At 65.7% G+C, this 19534-nt stretch carries 18 protein-coding genes; 15 read left to right on the forward strand and 3 right to left on the reverse strand.

The genetic code is table 11. The features are described 5' to 3' along the window. Positions 1–149: 149 nt before the first annotated feature. Positions 150–998, reverse strand: coding sequence for a hypothetical protein (locus tag PKKP23_RS12035; RefSeq protein WP_240658929.1), 849 nt, complete (start codon positions 996–998; stop codon positions 150–152). Positions 999–1093: 95 nt separating this feature from the next. On the opposite strand from PKKP23_RS12035, the gene PKKP23_RS12040 reads away from it, so the two are divergent. Continuing rightward, complete coding sequence (locus PKKP23_RS12040; protein ID WP_240658931.1) at positions 1094–2830, forward strand: type II toxin-antitoxin system Phd/YefM family antitoxin; 1737 nt, start codon at positions 1094–1096, stop codon at positions 2828–2830. A gap of 23 nt (positions 2831–2853) precedes the next feature. Here PKKP23_RS12040 and gspK read toward each other — a convergent pair whose 3' ends face one another. Next, positions 2854–3855 carry a type II secretion system minor pseudopilin GspK gene (gene gspK, locus PKKP23_RS12045; protein WP_126877050.1) on the reverse strand — a complete coding sequence of 334 codons (1002 nt, stop codon included), beginning with the start codon at positions 3853–3855 and terminating at the stop codon, positions 2854–2856. A 32-nt stretch (positions 3856–3887) separates the two neighbouring features. Then, the gene (locus PKKP23_RS12050; RefSeq protein WP_126877051.1) at positions 3888–4481 is read right to left on the reverse strand and encodes a hypothetical protein; all 594 of its coding nucleotides are present in this window, start codon (positions 4479–4481) and stop codon (positions 3888–3890) included. Positions 4482–5042: 561 nt separating this feature from the next. Between PKKP23_RS12050 and PKKP23_RS12055 the strand changes: the two genes are divergently transcribed. From PKKP23_RS12055 to PKKP23_RS12120, 14 genes are all read left to right on the forward strand, one after another. Then, positions 5043–6191, forward strand: a complete 1149-nt coding sequence (locus PKKP23_RS12055) for a TIGR03032 family protein (RefSeq protein WP_126877052.1) — start codon at positions 5043–5045, stop codon at positions 6189–6191. A 168-nt stretch (positions 6192–6359) separates the two neighbouring features. Next, positions 6360–6965: an adenylyl-sulfate kinase gene (cysC, locus tag PKKP23_RS12060; protein ID WP_240658933.1), complete on the forward strand. Its 606-nt coding sequence runs from the start codon at positions 6360–6362 to the stop codon at positions 6963–6965. Between the two features lie 192 nt (positions 6966–7157). Continuing rightward, the gene (locus PKKP23_RS12065; protein ID WP_126877094.1) at positions 7158–8801 is read left to right on the forward strand and encodes a ShlB/FhaC/HecB family hemolysin secretion/activation protein; all 1644 of its coding nucleotides are present in this window, start codon (positions 7158–7160) and stop codon (positions 8799–8801) included. 83 nt (positions 8802–8884) lie between these two features. Next, positions 8885–10702: a DUF2341 domain-containing protein gene (locus tag PKKP23_RS12070; protein WP_126877054.1), complete on the forward strand. Its 1818-nt coding sequence runs from the start codon at positions 8885–8887 to the stop codon at positions 10700–10702. Between the two features lie 19 nt (positions 10703–10721). Further along, positions 10722–11132 (forward strand): ExbD/TolR family protein, encoded by a 411-nt coding sequence (locus tag PKKP23_RS12075; protein ID WP_042300407.1) that lies wholly within the window; start codon positions 10722–10724, stop codon positions 11130–11132. Positions 11133–11141: 9 nt separating this feature from the next. After that, positions 11142–11843 (forward strand): energy transducer TonB family protein, encoded by a 702-nt coding sequence (locus PKKP23_RS12080; protein ID WP_126877055.1) that lies wholly within the window; start codon positions 11142–11144, stop codon positions 11841–11843. A 123-nt stretch (positions 11844–11966) separates the two neighbouring features. After that, positions 11967–13778, forward strand: coding sequence for a putative porin (locus PKKP23_RS12085; RefSeq protein ID WP_126877056.1), 1812 nt, complete (start codon positions 11967–11969; stop codon positions 13776–13778). A gap of 11 nt (positions 13779–13789) precedes the next feature. Continuing rightward, entirely contained in the window at positions 13790–14455 is a 666-nt protein-coding gene (locus PKKP23_RS12090; protein ID WP_240658937.1) for a hypothetical protein, read from the forward strand. A gap of 73 nt (positions 14456–14528) precedes the next feature. After that, on the forward strand, positions 14529–15233 hold the full coding sequence (locus tag PKKP23_RS12095; RefSeq protein WP_126877057.1) for a type III secretion system chaperone family protein: 705 nt from the start codon (positions 14529–14531) through the stop codon (positions 15231–15233). After that, entirely contained in the window at positions 15230–15715 is a 486-nt protein-coding gene (locus PKKP23_RS12100) for a hypothetical protein (protein WP_126877058.1), read from the forward strand. Before PKKP23_RS12095 ends, PKKP23_RS12100 begins: the two co-directional genes overlap by 4 nt. 46 nt (positions 15716–15761) lie before the next feature. Further along, entirely contained in the window at positions 15762–16676 is a 915-nt protein-coding gene (locus PKKP23_RS12105) for a peptidyl-prolyl cis-trans isomerase (RefSeq protein ID WP_240658939.1), read from the forward strand. A gap of 24 nt (positions 16677–16700) precedes the next feature. Next, the gene (locus PKKP23_RS12110; RefSeq protein ID WP_240658941.1) at positions 16701–17576 is read left to right on the forward strand and encodes a hypothetical protein; all 876 of its coding nucleotides are present in this window, start codon (positions 16701–16703) and stop codon (positions 17574–17576) included. Then, the gene (locus PKKP23_RS12115; protein ID WP_126877060.1) at positions 17573–18004 is read left to right on the forward strand and encodes a hypothetical protein; all 432 of its coding nucleotides are present in this window, start codon (positions 17573–17575) and stop codon (positions 18002–18004) included. Before PKKP23_RS12110 ends, PKKP23_RS12115 begins: the two co-directional genes overlap by 4 nt. A gap of 67 nt (positions 18005–18071) precedes the next feature. Next, a complete protein-coding gene (locus PKKP23_RS12120; protein WP_126877061.1) occupies positions 18072–19499 on the forward strand; it encodes a Do family serine endopeptidase in 1428 nt (475 codons plus the stop codon). Positions 19500–19534: the final 35 nt, after the last annotated feature.

Consider the following 19534-nt stretch of genomic DNA (forward strand, 5'->3'; position numbering starts at 1 on the left):
TTCGCCCCTTCGCCCCTTCGCCGTTTGCTGCACTTGTTGCGCTTGCCGCGGTCATCGCCCATGCGCGTGCCCGCGTGCATTCGAACGTTCGTCTGCGGGTTAGCGCGGCTCGCTTCGACCTAGTTTATGTAAGCGATGCCGCGTGCGCTTCAGGTGGACGCCGGGCCGTCTGAGGCGTTGGCGCGAGCGGCGGACCAGGCCGCGTCGAGCGGGTCGTCGGCGGAGCGATACGGTTCGAGCAGAAAGGGAAAACGTTCGGCGAACGGTGCGGATTCTTGCAAGGAGACGATATGGTTGATCATCCATTGCAGCAGATCGCTTCCCTGCCGGATCTGGGCCGCGCTCCAGGCCGGCATCGTCGAAAACAGGGCGGCAAAGCCGCTCCAGCGCGAAGGCCGGTCGCTGATAGCGGGCCGGATGTAGGTGTTCAGGCACACGTCGGTGCTTTCGTTGAGCGCGCCGACGAAGAGGCCATTCGGCGTGGGCACGCCCACCTGCTGCCACTTTTGCGCGATCGCGAGCGTACGTACCACGCGCGCGAGCACGAAAGCCGTGTCCGTTTCGCTTCCGATATCCGCTACCGACATCACGCCATTGCGCTGCATGCAGCGCGCCACCGCGTGAGGCCGGATCGTGTTCGACGCGAAGCTGCGCAGCACGAGATCGGGCACGGCGAGGTCGAGCTGGAATTCGCGCAGCCCGTGCTCCGCGCTCATGGTGGAGAAATTCAGGAAGAGGCCTTCGCGTTCACCCACGGTGCCCACGTAGGGTTCGAGTCCGAGCCGAATGAGCTTCGGCGCGATCTGGCGTTCGAGCAGCCGCATCAGATTGCGGCGATTGCGCGTGCCGCTGAATTGATCGATGGCGCGCGTGATGACGTCGGCAATTTCCCCGCGTCGTTCTTCGGCGAAGAGGCGTGGGGAGCGGTTCAAATCGAACTTCGCGCGGCCATGCGCGACACGTGGATCGACAAACATGCCGGGTTCTCGCGGATCCATGGCAGGCGGCGTGCTGCGCCCGCGGAGCAGGCAGGATAGCACGCGTGCTTTTTTAAGTCGGGTGCGGCGCAAGGCGGCCTGGCGCGCAGCCGTGCATGCAGGCAGTGACGAAACAGGGGCGAGGGGAAGACGTGATACGCACGATCATGGAACGCTTTGTCGAGCAGAGCCCGATGGCCGTCATGACGAGGCTGGTGTTGCAGGCCGCGGTGCACGGGGAGTGGATGAGCGACGCGGCCCGACGCGGCGCTGCGGCGCTGCATGAGCCGACACATGAGCCTATGCACGAGCCCATGCACGAGCAGACGCGCGAGATGCTGTTCTCGCTCGCGGTGAAAGCGATGACGTCCATTCCTGCGCCGCATGGGCAGGCCGGTGCGGCCGCGAGTTTCGGCGCGGCACTTACGGCCTTGCACGACAGCGTGAGCAGGCTTCGCAGCGACTGGGGCCGCACGCTTGTGAAGGACTGCGCCGAGCTGCTCGCGCCGGCCGCTTCGCCGCGGCGGCGCGAACGCCCTGCAACCGTAGCGGGTTTTCGCGTGCGCGTGCTCGATAGCACGCTGGTCTCGCCCGCCGTCGCCTGTATGGCGCCTGCGGGCGCGTGCGGACGCGCCACCGTGAATGCCGTCGACACCAGCAACACCGCAGCGGCACCGCGAGCGTTGCCCGTCTACGATCCCGACCTCGCGATGGTGGTGGATCTCCTGCCGTACGAACGCGGCTTCGTGCACGAGCGGGGACTGGCCGCGAAGCTCCTGGAATCGGTTCGCGCGGGCGAGCTATGGATCATGGACGGCCGCTTCGGCGCCAATGCCGTGCTGGCCGGCTGGCCGCGCGGCGGCAGTGCGTTCGTCGTGCGCGAACATGCCTGCATGCCGGTGCCGTGTAGCGAACTCGAGCCGGCTCGCGCAGTGACGTTGATCGACGGCGACGCGGTGTACGAGCAGCGCGTGAGTCTTTCCGATGGCTGCGGGGCCTCGCTCGTATTTCGGCGCATCGAATGGCGGCGTCACGAGGCGCGCGACGGTACGCAAACCTCTGTCGTCGTGCTGACCAACGTGCCCGCGGCGCAACTGGACGCGGCACGCGTGATCGAATTGTCGTGCCGACCGTGGAGCGAGACATTGCCGCTGCCGCTCGATGCCATCTTCGATGGCGGTACGCTCGCCGTGGTGCCGCCGCGTGCGGCGCTGCTGGCGTCCGGCATTGCCGCGCTCGCCTGGAACGCCCTCAGCGCGATGCTGGCCGCCGTGAGCGGCGAGCTCGAGCTCGACGAACGCGATGTGAGCCGTCTGCCTGCGTATATCGCGGCGGGCGTGGAGGCCACCTACGCGGGCATGATGATCGCGTTGCCGCCCGAAGGCTGGGGCCGCTACGATCAGCTCACCGCGACGGAGCTGGGCGAGATCGTGCGTCACCTCGCCATTCACGTGGACCCGCGCAGCGAGCGCAGAAAACGCCGCGAAAACAAGGTCTCTGCGCGCGCCCAGGCGAGGCTGCGCAACGCGACGCTCGATAGCCTCCTGCGCGACGAGGCCGACTTCGACGTGGCCGGGCCGCTGAAGCTGCGCACCATCGCCATGGCCACACGCGACTTCAGCAGCAACCCGTCGAAGGCGCTGCGCGATGCCGGCGAAGCGCTCGTGATGGTGACCAAATACAACCGGCCCATCGCGCTGCTCGTCTCGATCGAAGACTGGAACCGCCTGCTTGGCGAAGTGCGCGAGACGAGTCTTGACCGGCTCTCGCTCGGTTATGCGTCGGCGTTGGCGCCGGGTTTGGCGAATCTGCCGCCCGCGGCGGTTGCGGTGGGCGAACCTTCGTTGAACTGATCCGCGAGCGTGAGGCAAGCCTGCTACGCCGCAGCGCGATGCACCCAGATCACCGCAGTCCACGAGAAGTTACCCACGCCGTAGCGCGCAATCAGCGTGTCGATGCGTGCATTGATACGCGCCGAGTGAATCCGGCAATGCACGATGAAATAGCCGCTGTTCACGCCGACCATCGCGCCGTCGGGCAGCGCGGTGCTGCCCGATGTGGGCGCGAGCGTTTCCGCGATGTCGCCCGTGCTCACGAAGTACGCGGTGCCGCGGCGCTCCACGAGCCGATGCGCCTGGCTGCGCGTGAGCGTGGGAATGGCCGCCACCAGCACCGGTTCGCTCGCGGTGTTCACGTTCACGCTGGTGAGGTCGGGCAGTACGGTGAGAAAGGGCGCGAGGGCCTGGATGGTCTTGTCGTCGTAGCCGGGAATGCGCGTGAGATCGTCGACGGAAACCACTTGCAGCGGCCACTCCGCCGAGCCGTTCGACTCGCTCAGCGAACGCACGAGGTACGCGGCCGTCTGCTGCGCGAGCGCGGAATTGAGTCCGAGTTCGCCCAGCAACCGACGGTAGGCGAGTACGCCCTCCGCATTGGGCTGCCACGGTTGCCCCGGCGCCGCGCGTGCGACGAGGTTCATCACGTTGAACTTCGCCTGCGCATCTTCCACGTTGCCCGAAATGGAGGCGCGCGCAAGCTCGCTATTGAGCGCGGCGGCTTCGGGCGGCAGGAAATCGCCCAGTTGTACGTCGCTTACCGGTGCGGACCACGACTGCCCCAGGTACGTCACGTTCGACGTCGCGCTCTGCGCGCGCAACACGGTACGCGCCCATTCCACAGCGGCACGCTCCGACCACAGGGTTTGCGCAGTGAGACGCTGGTTCTCGACGTCGCGGGTGGCCACCTGTTCGCGCCACAGCACGCTTGCCGCGAGCGTGGCCGCAAGCGCGACCACGAGCAGCACCGTAATGATCGCGATGCCGCGTTCGCGGCGCGGACGCTTCAATCGTGCTGCGCGATGGTCGGCGTCGGAGTCCATGTGCAGGTGCCCACGGTGGTGAAGGGAGCGCGTCAGGCTTCGAACGCGAGCCACGCGTGAACGATGCTCGCATGCGCGGATGACGATATGCCGAACGCCGTCGCAAGACACGCTGCGGGAAGCACGAGCGCGTTGGGCCGGCTGCCGAGTGCCATTTCGGCGAGCGGACGAAGTAATGCATCGATGGCCCCGGTGGTCCACAGCGCCGCGACAAACAGCGCGCAGCACGTCGCCATGCTGACCAGAAAGAAGCGCAGCGCGACGGCGCGGCGGCTCGTGAACGGCGCGCGATGATGCTGCTGGTTCACCTCGATGATGGCGATGCCGCTCGCAATGGGCACGATCGCCATGGTCGCGGCCCAGAAGAGCGGCTGGTCGCTGTGCGGATTAATGACAAGCAGAATGCCGATGGCCCAGAACGGCGGCGCAAGCAACGTGAGCGCGACCCACGAAAGCGACTGCCACGCGAGCCACGGCGTGCGCCAGCGCAGCGGCAGCCGCGGGTCGTCGTGCGAAAGCGACCCGGCAAGTGGGGCACGCGCATGAACCGAGGTGGCGAAGGCGCCCGTGAGCCTCGCCAGCAACCAACGCAAAAGCCAACGCAAAAACCCCGTGGTGATCAACATGAACGTTCTTGCCCTTCTGCTTTTCCCTGTATTGGATAAGACGTAGCAAAGCGGGCTATGCCGCAGCTTATTGAGGCCGCGTCTTTATGCGTAATCGCGTAGACGTCATATGGCTGTCATTTGCGGCGTCGGTTTTGAACGCCGTTTCCCAGAGTGTGATTTCTTCCACGTCCGCTGCCGGAGTGCGTCCGGCACCGCAATTCAAGGCTCGTTGGCGGCCTCCACGTCGCTCCGAATTATTCGGGTAGCTGTCACAAAAACTTACGATGGAAAGACGACGATTGATTTCTTCAGGACAGGCGCCAAAGCGATTCGCACAAAAAAATATGCGGTATTGAGTCGCCCAATGCGTCCAGGAAGATAAGAGCCACCGCTTGCCATTCGGTGCGCAGCTATTCAAGGCGAAAGCGGATTGCCCGCCATTCGCCAAAGAGGTTTGCGCGCACAACCAGGCCGGGCGTGGATACCGTAGACCAGGCGGTGCGGGCCATCCGCTGCCGCGCATGCGGGTAGCGGCCTCGTTCGTGAGGCGCGCCGCGGGGCATAAGAGGCGCGAAAAGCGTGGAACAGATCGAAGAAGGCGAGGGCGTCGATAGGCCGGCACGGGGAACCGATGGCGCGTCTGCCGGGGGCAGTGTCGACGAACCGTTCATCAACCTGCGCGACACCGGTCGGTTTCTCGACGTGCTCGCGTCGCTCAAATGCTCGCTTGCGCTGAGCCGCCGCCCGTCCGGCGTCGCGCTGCTCGGCGTGGAAAACGGCGTGCCCACGCTTTCTGCGTGCCTGCTGCCGCGCTCCATGGGCATGACCGTGAGCGGCAACCGCCTCGCGGTGGCCACCATCCACGAGTTGATGATCTTCGCAAACGTGTCGAACCTGGCGCCGCTCTACCCGGGTCGCCCCGGCCATTACGACGCCGTGTTCGTGCCGCGCGTTTCGTACTACACCGGCGACCTCGATCTGCACGACATGGTGTTCGACAAACACATCGTGCTTGCCGTGAACACGCGCTACTCGTGCATCTGCGTGATAGACGGCTACTTCAATTTCACGCCGATCTGGCAGCCGCCGTTCGTCACCGACTTCGGCCCCGACGACCGCTGCCACCTCAACGGCATGGCATTTCACGACGGCAAGGTGCGTTACGCGACGGCGCTCGGCGAAACCAACACGCCGTTCGGCTGGCGCAAGCAGATGGCAACAGGCGGCATCGTGATGGAGGTGCCGTCGGGCCGCATCGTCGCGTCCGGACTTTCCATGCCGCATTCGCCGCGCCTGATCGGCGGTCGGCTCTTCGTGCTGGAAGGCGGGCGTGGGCACGTGCTGGAAATCGACCCGGCCAGCGGCGCGAAGCGTGTGATCGCCACGCTGCCGGGTTTCACACATGGCCTCGCCGAATACGGCGGCGTGCTGTTCGTCGGGCTTTCGCGGCTGCGCGACAAGCGCGGCTCGCAAGGGCTGCCTATCGAGCGCGAATCTGCTGCGCTCGTGGCGGGCGTTGCGGCGCTCGATGCCCGCACGGGCGAAGTGCTGGGCACGCTGCAATTCGAAAACGGCGTGGACGAAGTGTTCGACGTGCAGGTGATGCCCAACATCCTGCGCGGCGAAATTCTCGGCCCGCGGCAATGGGCCGAAACGCCTTCCATCGCGACGATGAAAGGCGGCTTCTGGCAGCAGCGTCCGCGCGAAGAAGACGAGCCGCCAACTTGACACGCGGCGACGGGCGGCGCGCAGGTGGTTCGATGCCATGCGATGCGTTGCGACACAAAAAATATGCGGGATACGTGCGGGCGTTTCGTCATTGTCCTTAGAGACCGATTCTGGTGAGACCGCTGGTCGAATGTGAGCGGACGCAAAACGCGCGAGGCGAAGGTCACGATGCAAACAACAGGGTGGGATGAAGGCGACGCGAGCGGCGGCGTGCTGTGGATGACGGGCCTGCCCGGCGCGGGCAAGTCCACGCTTGCGCAGGCGCTGCATCGTGAGTTGCGTGGGCTGGGCGTGCGGTCGGTCGTGCTGGATGGCGACCATCTGCGCGGCGGCTTGAATCGCGATCTCGGTTTTTCATGCCGGGACCGCTTCGAGAACGTGCGGCGCGTGGCCGAAGTCGCAGCGCTCTTTGCCGATGCAGGGCTGATCGCGATCGTCGCCCTGGTATCGCCGCTTGCCGCGATGCGGACGCAGGCGCGAGCGCTTGTGGGTCAGCGCTTTCGCGAGGTGTATGTGAACGCGCCGCTCGAAGTCTGCGAGGCGCGCGACCCGAAGGGGCTGTACAGGAAGGCGCGGGCCGGGCACCTGCCGGAGTTCACAGGCGTATCCGCACCGTATGAAGCGCCAGGGCAAGCGGAGCTGACGTTAGACACGGCAAACGCTCCACTCGCTGTGTGCGTGAGCGATCTGTTGCAGTACACGTTGGCAGAGTTTTCGGGCGCCGCCGCAACGCAGCCTGACTTGAGGCGTTATCTGAGTCTGGCAAGGCGATAGAAGAAACCTGCTGAATCGTGTCCGTGCTTCGGCCATGAAGATCAGGGTTACTAAACAAGTATCACGAATCTGAAACATTGCTGTGTTACCTGGCGGGCGCAGACCGAAGGAATCGCCGGACACACAGCGGTCCAGTTTGACAAAGGGGAATGGCGCATGCCGCCAACAGTAGACGGGGAACGACTGGAACGGATGCGGCACGGCGGGCGACACCGCCTGGCGGGGGTCGCGCTGGTGGGCGGCTTGAGTCTCGGCTCGGCGGCACGCGCGGCCGATGCCACGCCACAGGCGCAACAGGCAACTCAGCCAGCAACGCAGCCAGCAGCGCAGCCGGCCACGACCGCACCGCAGACCTTCGACGTGAACGAGTTCATTGTGCGCGGAAACACCACACTGTCGAGCCTCGATATCGAGAAGGCCGTGTACCCGTTCGAAGGACCGGGGCGCACGCTGGCGGACGTCAATGGCGCGCGCGAGTCGCTGCAGAAGGTCTATCAGGACAAGGGCTATCAGTCCGTCGTGGTGGAACTGCCGCAGCAGCAGGTGAAGAACGGCGTGATCGTGCTGCAGGTGGTGGAGGCGAAGGTGGGGCGCCTGCGCGTGGAAGGTGCGCAATACAACTCGCCGCAGAACATTCGCGACGCCGTGCCCGCACTCGCGGAAGGCACCGTGCCCGACTTCAACCAGGCCCAGCAGCAACTGGCGGACCTCAACCGTTCACAGGACCGCCAGGTGATTCCGGTGCTCAAGCCCGGCGCGCTGCCGCAGACGCTGGACGTGGACCTGAAGGTGGACGACCACAGCCCGCTGCACGGCACGTTCGAACTCAACAACGACAACAGCCCCGGCACCTCGCTGCTGCGCACGAGCGCGACGCTCAGCTACTCGAATCTCTGGCAGCTTGGGCACGTGATTTCGGGCACGTATCTACTGGCGCCCCAGCATCCCGACGACGCGCGCGTCTACTCGTTCTCGTACCTCGCGCCGTTCCGGGACTCGCACTGGAGCCTGCTCGCGACCGTGCTGCATTCGGACAGCAACGTGGCGTCCGTGGGCGGCACGAACGTGCTCGGCAAAGGCACCACGTTCGGTCTCACCGCGATCTACACGCTGCCTTCCACGGACACCTACGCACAGTCCGCGAGCGTGGAGATAGACCGCAAGCACTACGACGAGAACGTGAGCCTGGCAGGCCAGGGCGCGTCGAGCGCGCCGCTCACGTATGTGCCGGTCACGTTCTCGTACAACGGCCAGCTTGCGCTGAAGCAGTCGCAAACGGCGTTCTCCGCCTCGCTCACCACGAACATTCGCGGCGTGGGCAGCGACTGGAACGCATGGGACAACAAGCGTTACAACGCGACGCCTGACTTCGTCTACGGCAAGTTCGACGTCAATCACACGCAGCGTTTTGCCAACGACATGCAGGCGAACGCGCACGTCAGCGCGCAACTCTCGAACTCGCCGCTCGTGTCGAGCGAGCAGTTCGCAGCGGGCGGCATGAACAGCGTGCGCGGCTACATGCAGGCGGAAGACACGGCGGACAGCGGCGTGATCGGTTCGCTCGAATTGCGCAGCCCTTCGCTTGCGAAGTACCTGGGCAGCAACGTCAACGAGTGGCGTTTCCACGCGTTCGTCGATGCCGCGCACCTGTGGCTGTTGAGCCCGCTACCCGAGCAGACCTCGAGCTTCAACCTGCTCAGCGTCGGCTTCGGCACGCGCGTGCAGATCTTCAAGTATGCGAGCGCGGATTTCGAGGCCGGCTGGCCGCTGAAGGCGGGCGTCTATACGCGGCAGTACAGCCCGCGCTTCGATTTCTACGTGCGGGTGGGGTTCTGATGAACGCGGCCCGCATGCACCACCTTGACCGGTTTCCATCTGTCGTGCCGGCCGTTGCCGCCGGCTTATCGGGGAGCAAGACTGTGAAGCGAGCGTTATTTCTCTTTCTGTCGGCCGTGACCGTGCTGTTGGGTTGCATGCCGGGCGTAGCCAACGCGTGGTGGCAGAACGACTGGTCGTATCGCAAGGCGATCACCATCGACACGAGCCCGAAGGGCGTGAATGTATCGGAGTCCGCAGGACGCATGCCACTGCTGATCCGGCTGCATTCGGGCAACTTCCAGTTCGACGGCCTGCAAGACAGCGGCGCCGACATCCGCTTCGTCGCGGCAGACGACAAGACGCCGCTCAATTACCAGATCGAGCAATACGACCCCGTGCTGGGCGTGGCGCTCGTCTGGATCGACGTGCCGCAGATGCCTGCAGGCGCCGCGCAGTCCATCTGGATGTACTACGGCAACAAGAAAGCGCCGGACGGCAGCAAGCCCGCGGAGACGTTCGACGCGGACTACACGCTCGTGTATCACTTCAACGGCGCGTCGGGCACGCCGCCCAAAGACGCCACGGCCTACGCGAACAATGCGCAGAAAGCGCCGTTCAAGACCATCGAAGACGGCGTGATCGGCAAGGGCGCGCAGTTCGACGGCAGCACGCCGTTGAATCTGCCCGCGAGTCCGTCGCTGGCCGTGAGCGCGGGCGGCAGCTTCACGTTCAGCGTGTGGGCGAAGCCTGCGGCCCTTGCGCCGAACACGCTCCTCTACAGCCGTCGCGATGGTGCGAACGCGCTCTTGATCGGCCTCGACAACGGCGTGCCGTTTGCCGAGGTGGATGGCGGTGCCACGCCCGTTCGCGTGGCAGCCACAGCGCCGGTAGCCGCAGCACAGTGGACGCATGTAGCCGTGACCGCAGACGGCAAGAACCTCACGCTCTACGTGAACGGCAAGCAGGCCGCGCAGGCGGCCGCCACGCTGCCCGCGCTGGCGGGTGCCGCCGCCGTGGGCGGCGACGTGGCCGGTGCGGGCAGCGCGCCCGCCGGCTTCGCGGGCTTCAACGGATCGATGGACGAACTACGCCTCTCGAAGGTGGCGCGCTCGTCCGCGCTCATTTCGCTCGATGCCCTGTCGCAAGGCTCCGAATCGAAGCTCGTGGGCTACGGTGCCGACGAAAAGCAGTCGGGTTTCGGGTTCGGCTACTTCGGCATCATCGTGCAGTCCGTGACGGTGGACGCGTGGGTTGTCATCGCGATCCTGCTGGGCATGGCCGTCGTTTCGTGGATCGTGATGTGGACGAAGGCCGGCTACGTAGGCACCGTGGACCGCGCGAACAACTACTTCGTGCAGCGCTTTCGCGAAGTGGCGGGACGGCACCTTACGGGCCTCGCTCACGTGGACGAAGCCACCGAGGAAGGGCGGCGCCTGCGCCAGTCGTCGCTGTACCGGCTCTACAAGGCGGGCGTGCAGGAAATTCATAGCCGCGTCGACGAAACCGGCCGCGCGGTGATCACGAGCGAATCCATCGAAGCGATTCGCGCCTCCATGGACGCCACGCTCGTGCGCGAAAACCAGCGTCTTTCGAAGTCGATGGTGCTGCTCACCATCGCGATTTCGGGCGGCCCGTTCCTCGGTCTGCTGGGTACGGTGGTGGGCGTGATGATCACGTTCGCCGCGATTGCCGCAGCGGGCGACGTGAACGTGAACGCCATCGCGCCGGGTATTGCCGCTGCATTGCTTGCCACCGTGACGGGCCTCTTCGTCGCCATTCCCGCGCTCTTTGGCTACAACTACCTGCTCATTCGCAACAAGAATGTGACGGCGAACATGCAGGTGTTCGTCGACGAATTCGTGACGCGCCTTGCCGAAGCGCATCGCAGCCATCGCGATCACGCGGTGCTGGCCGACTGACTGCGACGAGGAGAACGCCATGCAGGTTCAGGACGACGACAAGCCCTACGACGACATCAACATCACGCCGATGCTCGACCTGGCGTATGTGCTGCTCATCATCTTCATCATCATGACCACGGCGTCGGTGCAGGGCATTCGCGTCGATCTGCCGAAGGCGAGTTCGTCCACGAGCCTCGCGAAGCCGAAGACGAAGGCGATTACGGTGTCCGACTCGGGCCAGATTTTTCTCGACGCGTACCCCGTCACGATGGACGAACTCGAGAGCCGGCTGCGTACCGAGAAGGCGACCAATCCCGACGTGCCCATCGTGCTCAAGGGCGATGCCACCGTGCAGTACCAGCGCGTGATGGATGTGCTCGATCTGCTGAGACGCCTCGATCTTTCGCAGGTGGGGCTCGTCACGGGCAAGGCGAAGCAGGGCGGCTAGGAACGCGCAATGGAAACCACCTACAACGGCGGCGCGCCCGGCAACGGCCCGGGCCGCTACATCAAGCCGGTTCTGATCGTGCTGGTGCTGGCGGGGCTCGCTGCGCTCGTCTGGCATTTCGCGAGCGACACGGCCGGCGTGAAGCGCGTAACGGCACCGCAGGTGACCACGGTCATTCCGTTGCCGCCGCCCCCGCCTCCACCGCCGAAGCAGAAGCCGCCGCCCGAGAAGATCAAGGACGAGGTGAAGACGCCCGTGGACCGGCCCACCGTTGCGCCGAAACCGGCCGAAGCGCCAAAACCTTCGGATAACCAACCGAGGCAGATGACGATGAATGCGCCGGCCCAGGCGGGCACGGACAGCTTCAACATCGGCGCGGGCGACGGTTCCGGCATGGTGGGCAGCGGCGGCGGGGGGCGCTTTGGCAACGCGAGCTACAACACCTACATGGTCTACGTGCTGCAACGCGCGATCGAACAGGACAAGGGCGTACAGGAAGCGGGCGGCAGCCGCTTCACGGGCAGCCTGAATCTCTGGATGGAGCCGACCGGCCGCATCACGAAGGTGACCATCGCGCAGTCCACGGGCGACGCGAAGATCGACGCGGCTGTGGTCGCGGCCATCGAAGCGCTCGGGAAGGTGGATGAAGCACCGCCGCCATCCACGACGTGGCCGGTGCTCGTGAAGCTGCAGGGGCGCAAGCCGGCCTAGCGCGGGCACGAACGAAAGAGCCGGGCGGGCAACGACAGACGTAACGACATACGGCAATCGAAAGCGGCAGGCACCGTCGACCCGGCGGTGCCAGGCAAAACAACAGGTATGTGGAGAGCATTGATGATTCGCACGAACAAGATTCGGGGTAGCGGGTGGAGCGGCGGGGGCATGCCGGTGCGGCGCTCGCGCATGAGCGCCGCGCTCTTCACGCTGGGCATGACGTGCGCGGCGGGTGCTCACGCGCAGTCGCTCGAAACGCAGGCCGCGCAAGGCGCCGCGGCGCCCACCGAGAACACGGTGATCAACCTCATCAACCTGCTCGTGAAGCGCGGGGTGCTCACGCAGCAGAATGCCAACGACCTCATCAGCGAGGCGCGTTCCGAAGCTGCGCAGGCGAGAGCCGCGAACGCCGCGCGTGCGCCTGCGCCGGCCGCGGCCGTCGTGAACGCACCCACGCAGCCTGGCGACGTGGCCGTGCCCTACGTGCCGCAGGTGGTGCGCAACCAGATTCGCGACGAGGTCAAGCAGGAAGTCATGGCCCAGGCGAAGGCGGAGAACTGGGCGCAGCCGAACGCGCTGCCGGACTGGATCTCGCGCATCAAACTGGATGGCGATCTGCGTGTGCGCGACGAGTATCACTTCTATGGCAGCCGCAACGCGAACAACGTGACCAACTTCGCGGCCATCAACCAGGCGGGCGGCTTCGACATCAATCCGAACACCAACACCACGCAGTTGCCCACGCAGAACACCACGCAGAACCGCAACAACCTGGAGCGCTACCGTGCGCGGCTCGGCATCACGGCGCTGCTCTCGGATCAGCTCACGGCCGGCCTGCAACTCGCAAGCGGCAACGACAATGGCCCGGTGACCACCACGGCCACCGCGGGCGGCGGGTTCGGCAAGAAGAACATCTGGCTCAACAAGGCCTATTTCTCTTACACGCCCACCACGTGGGCCAATCTGATCGCGGGCCGTTTCGACAATCCGTTCTTCGCCTCCGACCTGTTGTTCTCGAACGACCTGGAGATGGACGGCTTCGCATCGAACTTCCATTACGCGTTGCCGGCGAACCAGGACGTGATGCTGTTCGGCACGCTCGGCGTGTTCCCGATCCAGTACACGGCCGAGAACTTCCCGTCGAACAGCACGAACAAGGTGGGCAGCGACACCAAATGGATGTTCGGCGCGCAGTTCGGCGCAGACTGGAAGATCAACGCGCAGAACCGTCTGAAAGGCGCCATTGCCTACTACGACTTCCAGAACATGCGCGGCACGCTCTCCTCGCCTTGCGCGCTGTATCTGGGTGCAACGAGTTGCAGCACTGACAACGAAGCCCCGACGTTCATGCAGGGCGGCAACACGCTCATCGCGCTGCGCAACATCGTGCAGAACCCGAATCTCGCGCCGGGCCTCACGCCCCAGCCGCAGGTGTTCGGCCTTGCCTACAACTATCGCCTCTTCGACATCAAGGCGCAGTGGGATACGGTGATCGCGGACCGCTTCAAGCTGCGGCTCGACGGCGAATTCGTGCGCAACCTGGCCTACGACGAGAACAAGGCCTTCAGCGCGGCCTCGCTGCCCGTGAACAACTACGAGGCGACCACGGTGAATGCGTCGCGCTCGGACTACCGCAGCGGTCCGAACGGCTTCCTCGCGAAGGCCACCATCGGCGAGCCGGAACCGAAGACGAAGGGCCAGTGGAATTTCTCCGTGGCCTACAAGTACCTGCAGCCGGACGCCACGCTCGACGCCTTCACGGACCCCGACTTCCACCTGGGCGGCACCAACGCGCGCGGCTACATTCTGGCCGCGGCCTACGCTGTGGCGCGCGACACGTGGTTCACCGCGCGCTACCTGAGCGCGAAGGAAGTGTACGGGCCGCCGGTGTCGATCGACGTGCTCCAGCTCGAACTCAACGCGCGGTTCTGACGGAGCGAAGCATGAAACGAACTCGTCACGCGATGATCGCGGCGGGCCTGGCGGGCGGCCTGTTCTTCGCCGCGACCGGTGCCGGCGCGCAAAGTATCGAAGACAAACTGCGCAGCCAGCTGCGCTCCACCACGCAGGAATTGCGTCAGCTTCAGGACAACCAGACGCAGTTGCAGGCCGACAAGACCGCGGCGGAGCAGCAACGCGACCAGGCACTCGCGCAGGTCAAGGACCTGCAGACGCAACTCGCGGCGGCGAAGGGGCAGTCGGGCGCCGAGGTGGAAGCGCGACGCGCGCTGGCGGAAGAGCGTGCGAGCCACACGCGGGACACGCAGCAACTCGCGAAGTACAAGACGTCCTATGAAGACCTGCTCGCGGTGACGAAGACGCGCGACGCGCAGCGCACGCAATTGCAGAACGATGTGAAGACGCGTGACACGCAACTGCAAACATGCGAAGCCCAGAATGCGGACCTGTACCGCGTGGGTCACGAGATTCTGCAGGCGTACGAGCACGTCGGGCTCGGCACGTTTCTCTCGTCGCGGCAGCCGTTCGCGGAATCGGCGCGCGTGAAGTACGACGACATCGCGCAGCGCTACGGCGATGCGCTCTATGCAGGCAAGTACGGCCCGGCGGCGCGTCCGGCGGCGGCATCGGCGCCTGCCGGTGGGCAATGAGCATGCAATAGGCACGCATTGAGTACGCATTGAGTACGCATTGAGTACGCAACACGCCACTACGAGGCCACTCATGACGAAGGAAGATCACATGGACAAGGGCAGCAACAACGCCGTCGCGAACGAAGAATGGATCGAGGCCGTGGGCGTCGAACAGCTTGCGCAGGTGTTTCGCGCGGCGGGCTATCGCGTGACGATGGCGGAACAGAACGGCGCGGTGCAGTTGATGAGCGCGAGCCAGGGTGTCGGCTTCGCGGTGCGCTTCGGCAACGTGGCGGCAGGGTTCGCCGTGCCGGATGCGGCCTCGCAAGCGGGCTTACAAGCGGGCTTACAAGCGGGCTCACAAGCGGGCTCACAAGCGGGCTCACAAGCGGGCTCACAAGCGGTCGCGCACACGGCTACGGACGCGCTGCGTTATTTCGACTACACGTTGAGTTGCGTGCTTCAGGTGCAAGGCGAGTTGCCCGCGGACCTCGTTGCAAGCTGGAACCGTACGAAGCGGTTCGCGCGCCTCGCGAATCACGGGCCGTTTCTCGCGCTCGAGATGGACGTGGTCGTGGCGGGTGGCGTGAGCGGCCGCTACCTGCGCTCCACCATCGAGTTGTGGGATCGCCTGATCCAGGAGTTTCTGCTCCATCTTCGCAATCGTCCCGCGATGGCCGCGCAAGAGGCCGCGGCCCGCCAGGACACAGCGGATGCTGCGAAGGGGAACGCGGCGGTGACGCAATCGGCGGCGGACGCAGGCCCGGCCGCTGACGCACAGGCGACGCTGCAATGACGGCGTCGGCTCACGTTGGCGCAATCGGTGCAATCGGTGTAATGGGTGCAATCGGCGCGGTGCTGCGCGGGTTATTCCCGGGCAGCTTGCGACGCAGAAAGGGTGATCGGCTGGTCGCCGTGCAGGATGCGCCCGCAGAGTGGACCGAATACGCGGGCCACGTGTCCGAACGAGTGCGTGCGCTGCTCGACGACTCTGTTGAGGCCACACAGCGCTTTCACGCGTTGTGGGCCGCGCAGCGCGGTGCAGCGGACGCGAATGCCGATGCGCGCGGCGCAAGCTTGCGCCTGAAGATATGGCTCGAAAAGCGTGGAAGCATCGAGCGCGTCGAAATGGCATCGCCCTGCGAGCCCGCGCTCGAAGCTGCGCTACGAACGGCACTCGTTTCAACGCGTATGGGTGCGCCACTGCCGCGCGGGATGAGGCAACCCATCGTGATGCAGTTGAACGTGGCCGCGGCGAATTCGGCAGGGGACAGGTAAAGCAATCGTGTTCGGGAACATCGGTCAGGTCGTCCCAGGAGAAAGCGTGAAGAAACTCGCAATGCTTGCAGCAATGGTTCTGTTCGGCACGCCGCTGGTCGCGCTCGCCGGCAACGACGTGGTCGCGAACGCGGCACAGATCTCGGTCACACAGGACGATGTCGAAACGCTCGTCAAGTCGCTGAGCCCCGAAGGGCGCACGCGCCTCGCCGCAGACCCCGCCGCGATGGATCGCCTCGTGCGTTCCACGCTCGAACAGAAGGCCGTGCTGGCCGAAGCAAAGGCCAAGGGCTGGGAGACGCAGCCTCAGGTGCAGGCGGCGATCGACGCCGCACGGCGCGACGTGATCGTGCGCACGTATCTGGCGTCGGTGAATGCGCCGCCGGCAGACTATCCCTCGGACACCGATCTGCAGGCAGCCTATAACGAGCACCAGAACGCGTTCGCCGTGCCGCGCGCACTGCACCTCGCGCAGATCTACATCGCCGTGCCGCCGAACGCGGATCAAGCCACCATCGACAAAGCCGGCAAAGAGGCCGCTCGTCTGGCGGGGCTTGCAAAGGGCCGCTCTGGAAATGGCACCAGCGGCAGCGTAAAGAACAACGACTTCGCGTCGCTCGCAAAGGCGAACTCCGAGGACAAGGCGAGCGCTGCAAACGGCGGCGACATGGGCTTCGTGCCCGAGACCATGCTGCTGCCCGCCGTGCGTGACGCCGCGAACGCGCTCAAGCTTGGCGAGGTATCCGCGCCGGTGCGTACGCAAACGGGCTTTCACGTGCTGAAGCTGATCGATACGCGGCCCGCAGGCGTGCGTCCGTTCGCCGAGGTGAAGGAGCAACTCAGGGCGCTGCTGCGCGCACAGCGCACGCAGCAAAACGTGCAGGCGTACCTCACGAAGCTCGCAGGCAACGCGCCCATCAACGAAGACGCGCTGAAGAAGGCGCTCGCAGCGGTGCAATAGAGGCGCGGGCATATGGCACCCACGATGGCATCCACAGCGCAGCAATCGTCACCCATGGCGCAGGCTACGACCCACGCAACCCAGGCATCAGCCGATGCTCGCCACGCGCGCGACGGTGTCGAACGCGCGCTACCTGGCGAGCCGGGCGCATGGCGTATGCAGGGCGGCGCGGCACTCGCGCGCTGCCCGCTGTGCCGGGGCGCGCTGAGCCCGGTGCCCGGCATGCCGGAGTACGTACGCCACAAGAGCGCCCGCCGCGCGGCGCAATGCGTGCTCTCCACCGCGCGTTATCAGCCCGACGAACTTGCCGTGAACGGCTCGCGTAACGCGGTGATCTCGGCCATGAACCGGCGACGCTTTCTGGAAGGCTGGGAGCGCCACTATCTGGCGATGCGCGTGACGTGGCCGCCGCTTTCCATCGCGCGATTCACGACGGTGCTTTCGTGCGCGGACGTGCTCGACCTGTGGTCCTACCCCGAACTGCGCGAGGCGGACGTGCCTGCCGTGCTGCTCGTGCTCGCGGGGTTCCTGCGCGTGCCGGACGAGGATGCGTTCGTGCAGCCGCGCGTGACGGACGTAACGGACGTAACGGAAGTAACGGAGCGGGTGGGCAGCGAGGCGCGCTGGGTGCGCTTCTGGTTCGGTGCGAACGTGCACGATGCGGCGGACCTGTGGAAACCGCAGGACACGCCGCCCGCGCTCTTTCGCGTCGACTATCGCGACGCGAAATCCACGCCGTTTCCCACTGGAGCGCACGTGCTCGCGTGCACACGTGTGGGCGATGCGAGTGACCCGTGGCACCGTCAGCCGGATGCGGCACCCATGCTTTCGGTGAGCGCCGACGAGCGTCGTGCCGTTGCGCACTACGTTGCGCGCTCGCACGAATATCGAATGGAATGAAGGCGTACGCGCTGCATGCGGTGCGACTGGAGAGCGAGATGAACGGATGGCGGCGGATGGGGGCGATGCTCGTGTGTGCGGCGTTGAGCGCGGCAGCGGTGCCGGTGCGGTTGGTGCACGCCCAGGCTTCGCGTGCGACCGCTGCCGATGCGGCTTCGTCGACGAAGCCGGTGTGTGTGGATGCCGAAATTAACGGACAGCGCGCGCCTTCCATCGACTGTCTGAATGCGCAATTACGACCCAGGCCGAATGCGGCCGAAGCGGCGCAGGCTGCCTCGCCCACGGCTGCGGAAGCGAATGCGAAGGGACCGTCGAACCGCGTGGGTACGTTCAATCTCTCCACCGAACGCAACCGTTTCGGCTCGAACTGGGGCAAGTCGGTTACGCCGCAACGGCCGGCTGCGCCCGTCAATGTGCCGCCGAAATGAAGGTGTGCGACGAAGCCTCAATCACGGCAACGAGTTACGGCAACGAATCAAGGCAACGAGGAAAGCGATGGCGAATTCGCGTAGCGGCGAACCGGCTAAACGAAGGGTGCTGACGGTGGCTGCGCTCGCGCTTTCGCTGACCGCGAGCGTGGCGTGCGCCGCGGGCGAAGGTGGGGCCACGGGCCTCGCGTCGCGCGAAGCAGCTGTTGCGCTCTCCATGCCGAACTTCGCCGCGCTCGTCAAACGCTATGGCCCGGCGGTGGTCAACATCAGCGTGACGCGCGAGGTCACGCAAATGGGCATCCAGTTGCCGCCCGGCGTCAGTCCCGGCAATCCGCTTGCGCCGTTTCTCGCGCGGCGCGTGATCGGCAATCGCGAAGAGGTGAGCCTGGGGTCGGGCTTCATCGTGAGCGCGGACGGCATCATCCTCACCAACCGCCACGTGGTGGGCGACGCGAACACGGTGGACGTGAAGCTCACGGACAAGCGCGAGTTCAAGGGCAAGGTGATCGGCAGCGATCCGGTTTCAGACGTCGCCGTGGTGCGCATCGACGCGCGCAACCTGCCCGCCGTCGTGACCGGCAACCCGGCGAAGATCGACGTGGGCGACTGGGTCATGGCCATCGGCTCGCCGTACGGTTTCGCGAACACGGTCACGCAAGGCATTGTCAGCGCGAAGTCGCGCTCGCTGCCGGGCGAGACCTACATCCCGTTCATTCAGACGGACGTGCCGATCAATCCCGGCAATTCGGGCGGTCCGCTGTTCGATCTGAACGGCCGCGTGGTGGCCATCAACTCGATGATCTATTCGAAGACGGGCGGCTACCAGGGGCTTTCGTTCGCCATTCCGATCGACGTGGCGCTCGACGTGAAGGATCAGTTGCTCAAGACGGGCAAGGTGACGCGCGGTCGCCTCGGCGTGGCGGTGCAGGAAGTGAGCCAGGCGCTGGCGCGCTCGTTCGGGCTCGCCACGCCCGACGGCGCGCTGATCAGTGCCGTGGAGGCCGGTGGTCCCGCTGCGCAGGCGGGACTGCAGGCGGGCGACGTGGTGCTGGCCGTGAACGGCAACAGCGTGGCCGATTCGGCGGACCTGCTCGGCACCATCGCGAAGATCAAGCCGGGGCAGCCGGCCGACCTGCTCGTGTGGCGCGCGGGCAAGGGCAGTCACGTCGCGGTGACGGTGGGCGCGCTCGACAGCGCCGTGGCCGCGAACACGGGCGAGGCCGATGCCGCGCCGCTGGGGCTCGCGTTACGTGCGCTGAATGCGCGCGAGCAGCAGCAACTCGGCGTCGATCATGGTTTGCTGATCGAAGGCGCCAACGGTCAGGCCGCGCGGGCGGGCCTGCGCAGCGGCGACGTGGTGCTCTCCGTGAACGGTACGCCGGTGGCGAGTATCGGCGCGCTGGCGAGCGAGATTCGTGGCGCGCATGGGCCCGTTGCGTTGCTCGTGCAACGCGGCGGCACGCGGCTGTATCTGCCGGTCGATCCGGGTTGATGGGCGCTCACCCGACGCTCACCCCGTGCTTACTA

It is taken from the genome of Paraburkholderia kururiensis JCM 10599 = LMG 19447 (genome assembly GCF_003986935.1).
GTDB lineage: Bacteria > Pseudomonadota > Gammaproteobacteria > Burkholderiales > Burkholderiaceae > Paraburkholderia > Paraburkholderia kururiensis.

What these genes read in the sequence shown, in the direction of transcription:
- PKKP23_RS12035 (WP_240658929.1), bottom strand. Translation starts at nt 998, where the DNA reads ATGGATCCGCGAGAACCCGGCATGTTTGTCGATCCACGTGTCGCGCAT.
- PKKP23_RS12040 (WP_240658931.1), top strand. Translation starts at nt 1,094, where the DNA reads ATGCAGGCAGTGACGAAACAGGGGCGAGGGGAAGACGTGATACGCACG.
- gspK (WP_126877050.1), bottom strand. Translation starts at nt 3,855, where the DNA reads ATGGACTCCGACGCCGACCATCGCGCAGCACGATTGAAGCGTCCGCGC.
- PKKP23_RS12050 (WP_126877051.1), bottom strand. Translation starts at nt 4,481, where the DNA reads ATGTTGATCACCACGGGGTTTTTGCGTTGGCTTTTGCGTTGGTTGCTG.
- cysC (WP_240658933.1), top strand. Translation starts at nt 6,360, where the DNA reads ATGCAAACAACAGGGTGGGATGAAGGCGACGCGAGCGGCGGCGTGCTG.
- PKKP23_RS12065 (WP_126877094.1), top strand. Translation starts at nt 7,158, where the DNA reads ATGCGGCACGGCGGGCGACACCGCCTGGCGGGGGTCGCGCTGGTGGGC.
- PKKP23_RS12075 (WP_042300407.1), top strand. Translation starts at nt 10,722, where the DNA reads ATGCAGGTTCAGGACGACGACAAGCCCTACGACGACATCAACATCACG.
- PKKP23_RS12080 (WP_126877055.1), top strand. Translation starts at nt 11,142, where the DNA reads ATGGAAACCACCTACAACGGCGGCGCGCCCGGCAACGGCCCGGGCCGC.
- PKKP23_RS12085 (WP_126877056.1), top strand. Translation starts at nt 11,967, where the DNA reads ATGATTCGCACGAACAAGATTCGGGGTAGCGGGTGGAGCGGCGGGGGC.
- PKKP23_RS12090 (WP_240658937.1), top strand. Translation starts at nt 13,790, where the DNA reads ATGAAACGAACTCGTCACGCGATGATCGCGGCGGGCCTGGCGGGCGGC.
- PKKP23_RS12095 (WP_126877057.1), top strand. Translation starts at nt 14,529, where the DNA reads ATGACGAAGGAAGATCACATGGACAAGGGCAGCAACAACGCCGTCGCG.
- PKKP23_RS12100 (WP_126877058.1), top strand. Translation starts at nt 15,230, where the DNA reads ATGACGGCGTCGGCTCACGTTGGCGCAATCGGTGCAATCGGTGTAATG.
- PKKP23_RS12110 (WP_240658941.1), top strand. Translation starts at nt 16,701, where the DNA reads ATGGCATCCACAGCGCAGCAATCGTCACCCATGGCGCAGGCTACGACC.
- PKKP23_RS12115 (WP_126877060.1), top strand. Translation starts at nt 17,573, where the DNA reads ATGAAGGCGTACGCGCTGCATGCGGTGCGACTGGAGAGCGAGATGAAC.
- PKKP23_RS12120 (WP_126877061.1), top strand. Translation starts at nt 18,072, where the DNA reads ATGGCGAATTCGCGTAGCGGCGAACCGGCTAAACGAAGGGTGCTGACG.